Raw genomic sequence first — 13765 nt, 5'->3', positions numbered from 1 at the left:
CGCGGGCGGCGTTTAACGACGTCGCCCGCGTGCATTTAGGGTACGGTTGGGTTCCGCTTCATGTCCAGCTCTTGGATCAACACGCGCGCATGGCTCCTGATGCTGCCGCTGCTGATCGTCATGGTGGCGGTCATCGGCTGGCCACTCATCGACACGGTGCGGCTCTCTTTCACCGACGCCAAGCTGGTGGGCACCTCCGGCAATTTCGTCGGCTTCGACAACTATCTGAAGATGCTGTCGAATTCCGGTTTCCAGCGCGCCTTCCTCACCACCACGTGGTTCGCCGTCATTTCGGTCACGGCCGAGATGGTCGTGGGCGTTGCCGCTGCCCTGCTGCTCAACCAGCAGTTCTATGGCCGCACCGTTCTGCGGGCGCTGATGATCTTGCCGTGGGCGCTGCCCACTGTGGTCAATGCCACGCTCTGGCGGCTGATCTACAATCCCGAATATGGCGCACTGAATGCGGCGCTGACGCAGATCGGGCTGCTCGACGCCTATCGTTCCTGGCTCGGCGAGCCGGGCACCGCGCTTGCTGCCCTCATCCTCGCCGATACCTGGAAGAATTTTCCGTTAGTGGCGCTGATTGCGCTCGCCGCCTTGCAGGCTGTGCCGCGTGACATCACCTCGGCGGCCATGGTGGACGGCGCGGGCGCCTGGTCGCGCTTCCGCTTCGTCATCCTGCCCTACCTTGCCGGCCCGCTGATGGTTGCGCTGGTGCTGCGCACTATTGAGGCCTTCAAGGTGTTCGACATCATCTGGGTCATGACGCGCGGCGGTCCGGCGAACTCGACGCGCACCTTGTCGATCCTCGTCTATCAGGAAGCGTTCTCGTTCCAGCGCGCGGGGTCCGGCGCGTCACTGGCGCTGATGGTTACATTGATGGTGACGGTGCTTGCCGCGATCTACGCCACCGTCATCCGCAAGACCGCGGGAGCGAACTGATGGAACGGCGCAGCCTCACGGCGACCATCTTCATTCACGCCTTCGCGCTTCTTCTCGCCGCGGTCATCGTCGCGCCGGTAATCTGGCTGTTCGTGATGAGCATTTCCTCCACCGCCGACCTTACCGCAAAGCCCCTGCACTGGTGGCCGGAGACGGTCGATCTGTCGCGCTATACGCGCTTGTTGACGGCGGTGGCCAACACCGAGGGCGCCGCCTTCGTTGCAGCCCTGTTCAACAGCTTGCGCGTTGCCGGCATGGCCACAATTGCTGCGCTGCTGGTTGCCATTCCCTCCGCCTGGGCAGTGTCGCGCACGCCGACGGTCGGCTGGTCGCTCTATGCCGTGATCGCCACCTACATGCTGCCGCCGGTCGCTCTGGCCGTGCCGCTCTACATGGCGCTCGCCGCGCTCGGCCTTCTCAACACCGTTTACGGCCTCGCGCTGGTCTATCTGACCATCCTCGCGCCCTTCACCACCTGGCTCTTGAAGTCCGGCTTCGACTCCATTCCCCGCGAGATCGAAAGCGCGGCCATGATGGACGGCGCGCGGCTTGACCAGATCCTCAGGCTCATCACCTTGCCGCTTGCAGCGCCGGTGATGGCCACTGCCGCCCTCTTCGCTTTCCTGCTTGCGTGGGACGAATTCTTCTATGCCCTGCTTTTTACCTCCGACCTCAGGGCCAAGACCCTGACGGTGGCGATCGCCGACCTCGCCGGCGGCAGGGTGTCCGACTACGGCCTGATCGCGACGGCCGGCGTGCTTGCCGCCTTGCCGCCGGTGCTGATCGGCCTGTTCATGCAGCGCGCCCTGATCTCGGGGCTGACACAAGGCGGCGTCAAGGGATGACAGTGACAGTACAGAACGAACGCCCCGCCGGCCTGGTCGCCATCGAAAACGAAATGGCCAGGCAGAACGCCGACGCCATCGCCTCTTTCGAAGCGGCGAAGCCGGTTGCCGAAAAGATCGCCGTGGCGCTGCGCGCCACCGGTCGCCTGTTGTTGCTCGGCATGGGCGGCTCGCATGCAGTTGGCCGCGCCGTCGAGCCGCTCTATCGCGACCTCGGCATCGATGCCGTCGCCGTGCCGCTGTCCGAACAGCTCGGCCAGCCGCTGCCGCTTTCCGGGCGCACCATCCTCGTCACCTCGCAGTCGGGCGAGAGCGCCGAGGTGCTGCGCTGGTTCGCCGAGGCCGGCGTGCCGGAAAACACCTTTGGGCTGACGCTCGACGGCAATTCCACGCTTGCCAAGACCGTGCCCTGCCTCGCCGGCGTCGGCGGCAACGAGCAGGCTTTCGCCGCTACGCGCAGCCTCACCATCAGCTTCGCGCTGCATCTTGCCGTGCTTGCCGAGCTTGGCGCCGACCCCACGCACGCGCTCGAAGTCCTCAAGAATCCGTCTAACGTCTCCGTTGATGCTGCCGCCGCGTCGCTTGCCAACGTGACCGCAATCGTCACCTCAGGCCGCCGCACACAGGGTGTGGCGGAAGCCATCGCGCTCGGCCTCACCGAGCTGTCGCGCGTGCCGTGCTTCTCGCTCGAAGGCGGCCAGCTGCGCCACGGGCCGATGGAAATGCTAGGACAAGATGTCGGCGTGGTGCTGTTCCGCGCCGCCGACGCGACCTCCGAGCTCGTCGCCCGCATGGCCGTTTCGGCGTCCGAGGCAGGCTCGCCCGTGGTCGTGTTCGACGCCTCAGGTGAGGAACCGGTTGCCGGCACCGAGACCGTGGCAACCAATGTCACCAGCGGCGCCGCTGCCATCTTCGCATTGCTGCCGGCCGCGCAGCGCTTCATGCTGGCTTTTGCCTCCGCACGCGTGGCCGATGTCGGAACGCCGGTCCGTTCCTCCAAGATTACCAAGGTCGAGTAGGCCCCATGACCCTGCACATCATCGACGGAGAGAGCCGTTGAGCGCCCTGGACATCATCGGCGTGCGCAAGCGCTACGGAACGGTCGACACGCTGAAGGGCATCGACCTGTCGCTGGACAGCGGCGAGTTTCTGGTCCTGCTCGGGCCGTCGGGCTGCGGCAAGTCCACCTTGCTGAACATCATCGCCGGGCTTGCCGAGCCCACTGGCGGCGACGTGCGCATCGACGACCGCTCCGTGGTCGGCGTGCATCCCAAGGACCGCGACATCGCCATGGTGTTCCAGTCCTACGCGCTCTACCCGAATATGTCGGTGGAGCGGAACATCGGCTTCGGCCTCGAAATGCGCAAGGTTCCCGCAGCCGAGCGTGCCGAGGCGGTGAAGACGGCCGCAAAGATCCTGCAGATCGAAAACCTGCTCGAGCGTCGTCCCTCGGAACTTTCCGGAGGCCAGCGCCAGCGCGTCGCCATCGGCCGCGCGCTCGTGCGCAACCCGCAAGTGTTCCTGTTCGACGAGCCGCTGTCCAATCTCGACGCCAAGCTGCGCATGGAAATGCGCACCGAGCTGAAGCGTCTCCACCAGATGCTTGGCACCACCGTGGTCTATGTCACGCACGACCAGATCGAGGCGATGACGCTCGCCACCCGCATCGCGGTGATGCGCAATGGCCAGATCGAGCAGCTTGCCACGCCCGCCGAGATCTACGAGCGTCCGACGACCCTCTATGTCGCCGGCTTCGTCGGCTCGCCGTCCATGAACATGCTCGACGCGCACATTGCCGATGGTGTTGCCCGCATCGACAGTTCCGATGTCGTCATTCCGCTGCCCTACGAAACCTCCGCCAAGGGCAGGCCCGACCAGAAGCTGGTGCTGGGCATCCGCCCGGAAAGCCTGCGTCTTGCCTCGGACGGCGAAGCGCCGGCATTCGAGGCCAATGTCGAGGTGGTGGAACTGACCGGTCCGGAGCTTGTCATCAGCGCAACGGTTGGCCAGCAGCGCATTACCGCAAGCTTGTCGCCGAAATCCGACATCCAGGCCGGCACGCGCCGCCGCTTCGCGCTCGACGCCGACGCCCTGCACATCTTCGACAAGGAAACGGAAAAGCGGCTGTAGCCTGACGGGGCAGCCCCCTGCCCTGTTCCTACGCTCGCGCCACCCGGTTCTTGAGATGCAGGTTGGAAGCGAGCAGCAGCTTGGTATAGTCCTCGGCCGGCGAGCCGAAGATGCTGTCGTTGTCGCCTTCCTCGATCATGCGGCCCTTGTAGACGATGCCGATGCGGTCTGCGATGTGGCGCACGACATGCAGGTTGTGCGTGATGATCAGGATGGCAAGACCGAGCTTTTCCTGAAGGTCGCGTAGCAGGTTCAACAGCTCTCCCTGCACTGAAACGTCGAGCCCTGCCGTCGGCTCGTCGGCAAGGATCAGCGCCGGCTCCAGCGCGAGCGCCCGCGCCACGCCGACACGCCTAGCCTGGCCGCCCGAAAGCTGGTGTGGATAGCGGCCTGCGAAATCCTCTGGCAGGCTGACCAGCTTCAGGAGCCGCCGCGCCTCGGCGGCCATATCCTTCTTGCTGACGCCGTGGATGCGGAAAGGCTCGGTAATGATCGACTGCACCGTCAGGCGCGGGCTGAGGCTGCCGACCGGGTCCTGGAACATCAGGCCGAAGCGGGCGCGGATAGCCCGCAGCTCGCCTTTAGAAGCGCCTACCACTTCGCGCCCGTCGATCCGCACCGAGCCGCTCGCCGGCAACAGGCCCGCCGCTGCCCTGAGCAGGCTGGTCTTGCCCGAACCGCTTTCGCCGATGATGGCGTAGATTTCGCCTTTGGCGACTGACAGCGATATGCTGTCGACCGCAACCAGCGGAGAGGAATTGGTCAGCAGGCCCTTGCGGCTGTAGCTGACGCGCAGGTTCGAGATGCGAAGGGCCTCATCGCCGGCGTGGTCCTGGGAAAATGTTGCTGCGGCGATGTTCATGAGCGGGCAGCTTCCAGAAAGTCGGCGGGAATGGTCGGCAGCATGCGCGTGCGCTCTTCGAGCCCGGCCGGATCGCATTCGATCAGCGCGCGCGTATAGGGATGCTGCGGGTTGGAAAACACGGTGTCGATGTCGCCGCTTTCCACCACCTCACCCTTATACATGACCGCGACCTTGTCACAGAGCCGGGCCACCGCGCCGAGATGGTGCGACACGAACAGCACCGAACAGCCATAGCGCTGCTGCAGGTCCTTGAGCTTATCGAGGATCTGCACTTCCAGCGTTGCATCGAGCGCGGTGGTCGGCTCGTCGGCGATCAGCAGCTTGGGCCGGCAGAGCAACGCCATGGCGATTGCCAGCCGCTGGCGCATGCCGCCTGAAAGCTCGAAAGGATATTGCTTCATCTTCTCGGCCGGTTCGGGAATGCCGACTTCCGCCAGCATGGCGATGGCTCGGTTCAGCTTCTCCTTCTTCGAGATGTTTTCGCGGAACTGGATGTCCACCATCTGGCGACCGATGGAGATCACCGGGTTGTGGCTCTGCATCGGGTCTTGGAAGACGATGGAGACCTCCGCGCCGCGCATCATGCGCAGTTCGCGCGCGGAAAGCTTGAACAGGTCGCGCCCATTGATGGCGATGCCGCCGCCGGTGACTTCCGCATTGTTGGCCATCAGCCGCAGGATGGCCGAGATCAGCGTGGACTTGCCGCAGCCGCTTTCGCCCACCACGCCAACGATCTCGCCCGCGCCGATGGTCAAATCGATGTTGCGCAACGCCTTCAGCCGGCCCTGCTCGGTGCGGTAGTCGATGCTGAGATTGGATACTTTCAGAACGGGTTCGCTCATGTCCTACCTCGTCCTGCGCAGCTTGGGGTCGGCCACGTCGCGCAGCGCTTCGCCAAGGAAGGTGAAGCCGAGCGTGGTCATGACGATGGGGAGCGCGCCTGCGATGATGAGCCAAGGCGTGCTGCGGATCAGCGCATAGCCGTCCTTCAGCAGCGAGCCCCACGACGGCGTAGGCGGCTTCACGCCCATGCCGAGGAACGAAAGCCCCGCCTCCAGCGCGATCACGGCCGGAATGTCCATCGAAGCGAGCACCACAAGCGTGCCTAGGATGTTGGGCAGGATGTGGATGAGCAGGATGCGCGGCATGCGCGCGCCCATCGCCTCTTCGGCAGTGATGAACTCGGACGATTTGAGCGTCATCGTCTGCGTGCGGGCGATGCGGCCATAGATCGGCGCCGAAGTGACGATCACCACCAGCATCACCGTGCCGAGGCTGGGACCGACAAGCGCCACGAAGGACAGCGCCAGCATGACCGTCGGGAACGAGCGCAATGTGTCGAACAGAAGCATGATGGCATTGTCGAGCCAGCGCGGGCCGTAGCCCGCGACCATGCCGAGCAACAGGCCGAGGCCGAGGGCTGCGGCAATCGAGGGCAGTGCCACCTGCAGCGCCACGCGCCCGCCCAGGATCATGCGCGAAAAGGTGTCGCGGCCGAGCTGGTCGGTGCCAAGCCAGTGGGAGGCAGTGGGGCCGCTCAGCCGCGCCTTCATGTCGATGGCGGTCGGGTTGAAGGGCGCGAGCGAGGGCGCAAAGATCGCACTGCCGACCAGCGCAATGACGATGACAAGCCCGAGCAGGCCGAGCGGATCGCGCAGGATGAGCTTGGCGCTCTTGAGGAGTTCGGATTGCTGCTTCATCGCCATCCCCTCAGAGCGCCTTGCGCACGCGCGGGTCGAGCGCGGCGTTGGCGAGGTCGGCAATGGCCGTGGAGAGCACGAACAGCATGGTCGACACCAGAACCGCGCCCATCACCACCGGATAGTTGCGTGAGGTGATGGAATCGATGACCAGCTTGCCGATGCCGGGCCGCGCGAACACCATCTCAGTGAACACCGCGGCCGAAAGCAGAAAGCCCATGCCCACGCCCAGCATGGTGATGATGGGCAGGATGCCGAGCTTCAGCGCATAGCCATAATGGATGCGCCATTCGCTGAGGCCGAAGGCGCGCGCGGTGCGGATATGCGGCTCGCCAAGCACCTCCAGCATGGACGCGCGCACCATGCGGGCGATGTAGCCGACCCAGGAGAGGCCGATGGAAAAGCCCGGCAGCGCGAGATAGCGCAAGCGGTCGGCAAAACTGTCCGGGTCGCCCGCGCCGATGGCGGGCAGCCATTGCAGCTGTACCGCGAAGATCAGCAACGCAAAGAGACTGACGACGAAGGCAGGTGCCGCTACCACCGCGATCGACAGCACGCCGGTGAGCCGGTCGATCAGGCTGTTGCGATGCGAGGCCGAATAGACGCCGAGGATGGTGCCGAGTACGACCGGCCAGATGATCGCGGCGGCAATGAGTTCAAGCGTGTAGGGCAGCTGTTCGAAGACGATGGTTGCCACCGGACGGTTCTCGAACACGTCCATCCCGAGATCGCCGCGCAGGAGGTTCAAGAAGAACAGGCCGATCTGGGTAATGAGCGGCTTGTCGAGGCCCATCCTGATGCGCAGGGCTTCTTGCATCTCGGGTGTGGCGCGCGGCCCCAGCATGGTGCGCGCGGGATCGCCCGGCACCATATGCACCATGACCAGAAGCAGCGTCATCGCGACCACGATGATCAGCGCGGCCAGGCCCAGCCGCTTGATCGTATAGAAGAGCATCGCAGCCCTGCCTTTCCCTGAATGCAATCACTCGGCAACCTGACGGCCCGCCATACGACGGGCCGCCGCGTAAAGCCGGTTTGAGGGACTACGCCTTTTCGAAGTAGCGCAGCAAGGTGAAGCCATCGGGGCGCAGCGCCGGCTTGATGGCGTTGTTGTAGAGAATGGCGGTCGCCTCATGCGTGAGGAAGCGGTAGGCACCGGTTTCCTCCATCATATCCTGCGCCTTCCTGTACATCTCGTCGCGCTTCTGCGTGTCGGTTTCGATGGCAGCGGCCTCGTGAAGCGCGTCGAACTCCTTCGAGCAATAGCGCTCCCAGTTCCACTTGCCGACCTGCGCACAGGTAAACCACGAGGTGGCGTAGTACGGGTCGGGCAACATGGAGAAGCGGTTCAAGACCAGTTCCAGTTTCTTCCACTGGTCGCCCGAAGCTTCTTCGCCCAGCGTCCAGAAGGTCGCCGCTTCGTGCACGTTCACTTCAACCGCTATGCCGATCTCCGCGAGGTTCGCCTGGATGATCTGCGCGGCGGTGACGAAGGTCGTCGTGTTGTTGACGTCGAGCGTTAGCGACACATTGGTCTCGCCCGACTCTTCCAGCAACTGGCGCGCCTTCTCGATATCACCTGCCTCGGGGATCAGCGACTGCTCGCGGTGGCCCACTAGGCCCGGCGCGATGAGGCCGGTCGAGGGCTTGGCAATGCCGAAGTATGCAGCCTCGGTGATCATCGGCAGGTTGATCGCATACTGGATCGCCTGGCGAAGCTTCGGGTTCTGAAGCTTCGGATTGTCCAGGTTCATGCCGAGCCAGACATAGTAGAGCGACGGATATTCCTTCAGCACGCCGTTCTTGGGTGCTGCACCACGCAGCCGCTCGACCGACGAGACAGGCACCGCGGTGAAATCCAGCTCGCCGGCCTCGAAGGCGATCTCGGCGCTGTTTTCGTCATCGATCGGCAGGATTTCGATGCTGTCGAAGGCGGCCGGTGAGCCCTTCCAGTCGGGGTTTCGCACCAGCACCACCTTCTGGCGTGGCTGCCACTCCTTGAACATGTAGGGCCCCGATGCGGTGGGCGCCGAGGTCGCGATGCGGCCGCCGGCTTCCTGGAACGCCTTCTTGGAGATGATGTTGCCGGTGATGTGCGGCAGCGCGATCGACCACAGTGGCGCGAACGGCTCCTTCAGCACGATCACGCCCTCGCGCTCGCCGGTCACCTCGACATGGCTCAGCGTGCCCATGTCGGGTTTGTTGGGCGAATCCAGCGCCGGATCGACAATGCGCTCGAACGAGTACTTCACGTCCTCGGCGGTCATCGCGCCATAACCGTTGGTGAAGCCGATGTCGTCGCGTAGCGCGAACTTGATATGCGTCGAGTCGACCTGTTCGATGGAGGTTGCCGCATCGAGCTGCCAGCCCCATTCGCTGCCCGGATTGTACTGGATGAGCTTGTTGTAGATCGGGGCCTGCACCGCTTCTCCCGGCAGGCCCGACGAGAAGGCCGGGTCAAGTGACTTCAGGTCCGAATAGGCGCGCACGCGCAGGGTGCTGCCAACGGCCGACCAGGCAGGCTTCGGCAGGCCGCCCGCCGCAGCCGCGGCGCCGATGGCTGCCGCGCCCTGCAGGAAGCGCCGGCGGCCCATATTCAGGCCAGCCCATTCGATATTCATGTTCTTCTTCATGTTCGTTCCCTTGTCCCCGGCTTAGATGTGATCGCGCGGGATATTCTGGTTCCAGTGGTGCTCGTACACCGGTTTGCCATTCTCGAAAGTCGATATGCCGGCCTCGATAAGGAAATGCGTGGCGTCGCAGGTCATGCGATGGTGCGAGTGCGTGCGGATTTCCCAGCCGTCGCGCTTGATATCCATGGTCCACTCGGCAAGCGCCTCCGCCGTGAGCGGATCGTCCGGCTTGACGGAAAAGCGCTGACGCACATTGGAATGGGTCGCGAGACCAGTCTCGAGGTCGCGATTCCAGCCAAAATCGTCGAACGTCTCGAAGAAGCTGCGGCCGTCCACGTCCACGCCGCGTTCGGTGCTGTCATGAGCATCGGTCAGCTTCTCGACCGCAAGCACCGGATAGCTGCGCGCAGGCTCGGGTGCTGCGGTCTTGTCCTCCGGCTGCACGCCTTTTCGCACCGGCAGTGAAACCGTGCTGTCGTGCAGCTCTACCGTGACCTTCGCCGCCTCCGGGCTCGGCCAGACCATCGGCCAGTAGCTGGTCGACAGCGCCAGCCGGATGGAACTGCCCTTCGAGAAACGGTGGGCACACTGGTTGAGCGGGAAACGCACGCGATAGCGCTTGCCCGGCTCCAGTGCCTCGGGGTGCTCATGCGAATTGCGATGTGCAAGATTAAACGGGCGGTAGCTGACGAGGATCGAGGTGCCGTCGGGCGCCACCTCGCACAGGCGGCCAACGAGGAATGCTGCCGGCTTGTCCGAGATCACGTCGAGCTCAATCACCGGCGCGCCAATGATTTCGACATCCGCTTCCAGCGGGCCGCTGTCGAAGCAGGCCGAGAGCGCATCGTCTACGCGCTGGTCGCCCGGCAGCTCGTTCGCCATGCGCATGCCGGCGCAGAAATTGCCCGACGCCTTGCCGAGATCCTGCGGCGTCGAGACCACCACCTCACCGTCCGACTGCGCGCCGAGCGTGCCGGCGCCGAGATGGAAGGCCTGCATGGCCACATTCGGCGAAGGCCAGCTTTGCTCCGCCACCCAGCGGCCAGAACGCTCGCCGAACTCGGCCATCGGTGCCTGGAAATCCTGCACGAAGACGCGATAGTCCGGCAGGTTTTCCGCGCCGTTCTCCTCGCCCTTCAGCCAGCGGTCGAACCAGCGGAGAACTTCGCCATGAAAATCCGCCTTGGGCAGTACGCGGGCGATGTGGGGATATTTGTGGTCCCACGGCCCCATCAGCGCCTTGGCCGGCGCCTCGAGATTTTCAGCGATTGCCGCCGCCGTGTTGCGGTAAGCATCCGCCCAGCCGCCGATGCACAGCACGGGTGCTTCGATCGACTGCCAGTCCTCGCACAGCGAACCATGCTTCCAGAAGGCATCGCGACGCTGATGCGAAAGCCAGTTGGCTGCCAGGTTGGGCAGGTTCTTCAGCCGCTCAAGCCAGATGTCGCGCCAGCCCTCGCCGGCCAACTCCGGATCTGGCGGCCGCGAGGAATAAGCCAGCATCTGCTGCGCCCAGGTCATGTTGTCGTTGAGCAGGCAGCCGCCCATGTAGTGGATGTCGTCGGCATAGCGATCGCTGGTGGTGCAGACGCTGACGACAGCTTTGAGTGCAGCCGGGCGGCGCATGGCGATCTGCAGCCCGTTGAAGCCGCCCCAGGAGATGCCGATGATGCCGACCGCGCCTGAGCACCAGGGCTGCGCGGCGATCCAGGCCACGACTTCTTCGCCGGTGGCCAGTTCGTCCTCGGTGTATTCGTCGGTCAAGAGGCCTTGCGACTCACCATTGCCGGCGATGTCGACGCGAATGCCGGCATAGCCGTGCTGGGCAAAGACGGGATAGGTGGTCGCGTCGCGTGCCGCGGTGCCATCGCGCTTGCGGTAGGGCAGATATTCGAGGATCGCAGGAACCGGCTTTTCCTGCGATGCATCCGGCAGCCAGAAACGCGCCGCCAGCCGGCGGCCATCCTTCAGCTCGATCCACTCGTTCTCGAGCACGGTAAAGTTCTTGTCGGGTTTGTTAAGCAATCCTCGCCCCTTGCCTTCGTCCGCCAAACTTGAGGTGCGCACTCTATGACTGGCCTTGCGTCATGCAACTGCGCTATATGCAGCGACCTGCAGCGAGTTTGCGCTAGTTGGGAAACGGCAATCGGAGTGACGAATGGACGACGGGCACCTGGCAGAAAACCTCCGCTGGGCGTGCAGCACCAAGCCTTCGATATCACTCATCTGCCGCGAACTCGGCATCAACAGGCAGCAATTCAATCGTTACGTCACCGGAGAAAGCCGGCCTTCGGCCTACAATCTGTCGCGCATCGCAACCTATTTCGGGTTGATGCCGGCGGACTTCGAACGGCCTGAGAAAGGGTTTCGCGAGCGCTTTAGGGAGATACGCAATCCCGGCAACGCGATCTCGGACCTCGTACAGAGCGCCTTCCCCGGCGACGTCGCGGCACTGCGCCCTTATCTGGGCTACTACCAGACCTATCACACCTCGCCGTCCTGGCCGGGCATGATCATCCGCGCCTTCTGCTCGGTCTACGAGCATGAGGGCTTGGTCTATGTGAAGACGGTGGAGCGGATTCGCGACAAGGGCCGCGAGATCAGCCAGCTGGGCAAATATCAGGGACTGGTGTCCTATCTGCGCGACAGGATCTTCATCGTGGAAAAGAGCACGCTGCAGCATCTCGTTTCCGAAACGATCCTGCTGCCGGCCACGGTGCACCAAAAGCTCTACCTGAAGGGCATGACCTTCGGCCTGTCATGGCGGCAGGCCAACCTGCCCTATGCCTCGCCCATGATCTGGCGGCACCTGGGCACTGCCGCCGACACCCGCAAGGGTGTTGCCGAATGCGGCGCCCTGCCTATCGATTCGTCGAAGATACCGCCGCTGGTTCGAAGCTTCATCGGCGACAGTTCGGCGCGCGTCGGCATCGTGCCGGAGAAATAGGCGCCGTCTATCGGGCGGGGGCCTGCACGCTTTCGCCCGGCATCCAGAACCAGCGAAGCTCTTCCGCTTCCCGGCTCAAAGCGCCATGGGAATCCGTCTTCCGGGCAGCGGCCGCGTCAGCTAGTTCCTCGGCCAGCTGCAAACAGGTCGCGAAGTCCGGCGTGGCAGCGCGGGGCTCCGGTGAAGACTCTGGATCATTCCAGATGTCGGCCAGTTCGGTAAGTGATGTCGGCCGGGGCGCCGGTGCATCGGCCATGCGCCATACGCCAGCCCGCGCATCGACTTTGTAGAGCGGCAAAAAGTCGGCGCCGCGGCGCGCGATGAAGCGCACTGCCGAAACGATGTAGTCAACCGTCTCCTCGCTGAAGAAGTAGTTGAAGCCGAGCCGCACCCAGCCGGGCCGCAGCAGGCTTTGGCCGCCGGCCACAAGTGCTTCGTGCCGCGCCGCTTGGTCCGCCGGGATGGCCAGCAGGTCGTGCGCATACGGCCCGGCGCAGGAGCAGCCGCTGCGGGCCTGGATGCCGAACAGGTCGTTGAGCAGCGCGGTGACGAAACCGTGGTGCAGCGTCTTGCCGCCGGCATGGATGTTGAAGGCGAAGATGCCGACGCGTGCGGCGGTGGGCGAACCCAAGACCTCGATGCCGGGTTCGGTGAGCAAAGCCTGCATCACCTTGGCCACGACGGCACCTTCGCGCCGCTCGATCTCTTCCGCGCCCACGCTCGATTTCAGCTCCAGCGCGATGCCGGTGCGAATGTCGGCGACGATGTTGGGCGTGCCCGCTTCCTCGCGCCGCTCAGCATCCGCAACGAAGACGTGATGGTCGGCGGTGACGTAAGCGACCGTGCCGCCGCCGGCGACAGACGGCACCTTGCCGCACAGCAGCGCGCGGTCGGCAACCAGCAGGCCCGAAGCCCCCGGCCCCCCGATGAACTTGTGCGGCGACAGGAATATAGCGTCGATATGGTCGCCCCTGCCCGGCGCGCTTTCGGCCATGTCGATCGGCATATAGGGCGCGCCGGCGGCATAGTCGCAGAAGAACAGTGCGCCGTGCCGGTGCAGGAGTGCTGCCAGCCTGCGCACGTCGGTCTTGATGCCAGTGACGTTGGAGGCGGCCGAAAACGCCCCGATCTTTTTCGCGCGGCCTTCGTGCTTAACCAGCAGGCGCTCCAGCGTGTCGAGGCAGATCTGCCCCTCCTCGTCGAGCGGCACGCGCTCGACATCGACCAGCGCCTCACGCCATTGCAGGTCGTTGGAGTGGTGTTCGTAGGGTCCCACGAATACGACCGGCCGCTCGGCGTCGGCCTTCTCGCGCAAATGCGCCGGCGCATAGAGCCCCATGGCGCGGATCAGCTTGTCGATGGCGCCCGTCGCGCCCGAGCCGGTGAAGATCGCCGCATGCCGCTCGCCCGCCCCCGCCGCGCGCTTGGCCGCCGCGCGCGCCATTTCGCGCAGCCGCGTCGTCTCGCGGCCGGTGAAGGAAGTCTCGGTGTGGGTATTGCCGTAGAAGGGCAGCACTTTCTCACGCACCGCCTCCTCGACAAAATCCAGCGCCCGGCCCGAGGCTACGTAATCGGCATAGACTAGCGGACGGGAGCCGAACGGCCCCTCGATCGGCATCCCCTCGCCCACCACGCCTTGCCTGATCTTCTCGATTAGAGATTTATTTTCAGAGCATGATCTTGTCCGAAAAGTCTGCAACTTT

Annotated in this window: 12 protein-coding genes; 5 read left to right on the top strand and 7 right to left on the bottom strand. The window is 64.4% G+C overall.

From position 1 onward, the window contains the following. The first annotated feature begins 60 nt into the window (after positions 1-60). The 4 genes from C7I85_RS05810 to C7I85_RS05795 are packed head-to-tail and all read left to right on the top strand — an operon-like array spanning position 61 to position 3917. Complete coding sequence (locus C7I85_RS05810; RefSeq protein WP_106722984.1) at positions 61-942, top strand: carbohydrate ABC transporter permease; 882 nt, start codon at positions 61-63, stop codon at positions 940-942. Next, the gene (locus C7I85_RS05805) at positions 942-1787 is read left to right on the top strand and encodes a carbohydrate ABC transporter permease (protein ID WP_106722983.1); all 846 of its coding nucleotides are present in this window, start codon (positions 942-944) and stop codon (positions 1785-1787) included. The genes C7I85_RS05810 and C7I85_RS05805 overlap by 1 nt, the downstream gene beginning before the upstream one ends. Beyond that, positions 1784-2806: an SIS domain-containing protein gene (locus C7I85_RS05800; RefSeq protein WP_106722982.1), complete on the top strand. Its 1023-nt coding sequence runs from the start codon at positions 1784-1786 to the stop codon at positions 2804-2806. The genes C7I85_RS05805 and C7I85_RS05800 overlap by 4 nt, the downstream gene beginning before the upstream one ends. Before the next feature lie 37 nt (positions 2807-2843). Further along, positions 2844-3917 (top strand): ABC transporter ATP-binding protein, encoded by a 1074-nt coding sequence (locus C7I85_RS05795; protein WP_106722981.1) that lies wholly within the window; start codon positions 2844-2846, stop codon positions 3915-3917. A gap of 28 nt (positions 3918-3945) precedes the next feature. Here C7I85_RS05795 and C7I85_RS05790 read toward each other — a convergent pair whose 3' ends face one another. The 6 genes from C7I85_RS05790 to C7I85_RS05765 all read right to left on the bottom strand — a co-directional run bounded on the left by C7I85_RS05790 (position 3946) and on the right by C7I85_RS05765 (position 11140). Continuing rightward, entirely contained in the window at positions 3946-4779 is an 834-nt protein-coding gene (locus tag C7I85_RS05790; protein WP_106722980.1) for an ABC transporter ATP-binding protein, read from the bottom strand. After that, positions 4776-5624, bottom strand: coding sequence for an ABC transporter ATP-binding protein (locus tag C7I85_RS05785; protein ID WP_106722979.1), 849 nt, complete (start codon positions 5622-5624; stop codon positions 4776-4778). Before C7I85_RS05785 ends, C7I85_RS05790 begins: the two co-directional genes overlap by 4 nt. 3 nt (positions 5625-5627) lie before the next feature. Then, positions 5628-6482, bottom strand: a complete 855-nt coding sequence (locus C7I85_RS05780) for an ABC transporter permease (protein WP_106723099.1) — start codon at positions 6480-6482, stop codon at positions 5628-5630. Positions 6483-6492: 10 nt separating this feature from the next. Continuing rightward, on the bottom strand, positions 6493-7437 hold the full coding sequence (locus C7I85_RS05775) for an ABC transporter permease (RefSeq protein WP_106722978.1): 945 nt from the start codon (positions 7435-7437) through the stop codon (positions 6493-6495). A gap of 88 nt (positions 7438-7525) precedes the next feature. Continuing rightward, positions 7526-9115 carry an ABC transporter substrate-binding protein gene (locus C7I85_RS05770; RefSeq protein ID WP_210203022.1) on the bottom strand — a complete coding sequence of 530 codons (1590 nt, stop codon included), beginning with the start codon at positions 9113-9115 and terminating at the stop codon, positions 7526-7528. Positions 9116-9136: 21 nt separating this feature from the next. Then, complete coding sequence (locus tag C7I85_RS05765) at positions 9137-11140, bottom strand: CocE/NonD family hydrolase (RefSeq protein ID WP_106722977.1); 2004 nt, start codon at positions 11138-11140, stop codon at positions 9137-9139. 133 nt (positions 11141-11273) lie between these two features. Here C7I85_RS05765 and C7I85_RS05760 point away from each other — a divergent pair, with 133 nt between their 5' ends. Further along, positions 11274-12062 carry a helix-turn-helix domain-containing protein gene (locus C7I85_RS05760; protein WP_106722976.1) on the top strand — a complete coding sequence of 263 codons (789 nt, stop codon included), beginning with the start codon at positions 11274-11276 and terminating at the stop codon, positions 12060-12062. Between the two features lie 7 nt (positions 12063-12069). Here C7I85_RS05760 and C7I85_RS05755 read toward each other — a convergent pair whose 3' ends face one another. Further along, complete coding sequence (locus C7I85_RS05755) at positions 12070-13692, bottom strand: aminotransferase class V-fold PLP-dependent enzyme (RefSeq protein WP_210203021.1); 1623 nt, start codon at positions 13690-13692, stop codon at positions 12070-12072. Between the last annotated feature and the right edge of the window lie 73 nt (positions 13693-13765).

The organism is Pseudaminobacter soli (ex Li et al. 2025) (assembly GCF_003012705.1).
GTDB lineage: Bacteria > Pseudomonadota > Alphaproteobacteria > Rhizobiales > Rhizobiaceae > Pseudaminobacter > Pseudaminobacter soli.
This window is presented reverse-complemented; position numbering and strand designations above follow the sequence as displayed.

Excerpts from the sequence above, each read along its gene's own strand:
- C7I85_RS05810 (WP_106722984.1), top strand. The coding sequence starts at position 61 with ATGTCCAGCTCTTGGATCAACACGCGCGCATGGCTCCTGATGCTGCCG.
- C7I85_RS05805 (WP_106722983.1), top strand. The coding sequence starts at position 942 with ATGGAACGGCGCAGCCTCACGGCGACCATCTTCATTCACGCCTTCGCG.
- C7I85_RS05800 (WP_106722982.1), top strand. The coding sequence starts at position 1,784 with ATGACAGTGACAGTACAGAACGAACGCCCCGCCGGCCTGGTCGCCATC.
- C7I85_RS05790 (WP_106722980.1), bottom strand. The coding sequence starts at position 4,779 with ATGAACATCGCCGCAGCAACATTTTCCCAGGACCACGCCGGCGATGAG.
- C7I85_RS05785 (WP_106722979.1), bottom strand. The coding sequence starts at position 5,624 with ATGAGCGAACCCGTTCTGAAAGTATCCAATCTCAGCATCGACTACCGC.
- C7I85_RS05780 (WP_106723099.1), bottom strand. The coding sequence starts at position 6,482 with ATGAAGCAGCAATCCGAACTCCTCAAGAGCGCCAAGCTCATCCTGCGC.
- C7I85_RS05775 (WP_106722978.1), bottom strand. The coding sequence starts at position 7,437 with ATGCTCTTCTATACGATCAAGCGGCTGGGCCTGGCCGCGCTGATCATC.
- C7I85_RS05770 (WP_210203022.1), bottom strand. The coding sequence starts at position 9,115 with ATGAAGAAGAACATGAATATCGAATGGGCTGGCCTGAATATGGGCCGC.
- C7I85_RS05760 (WP_106722976.1), top strand. The coding sequence starts at position 11,274 with ATGGACGACGGGCACCTGGCAGAAAACCTCCGCTGGGCGTGCAGCACC.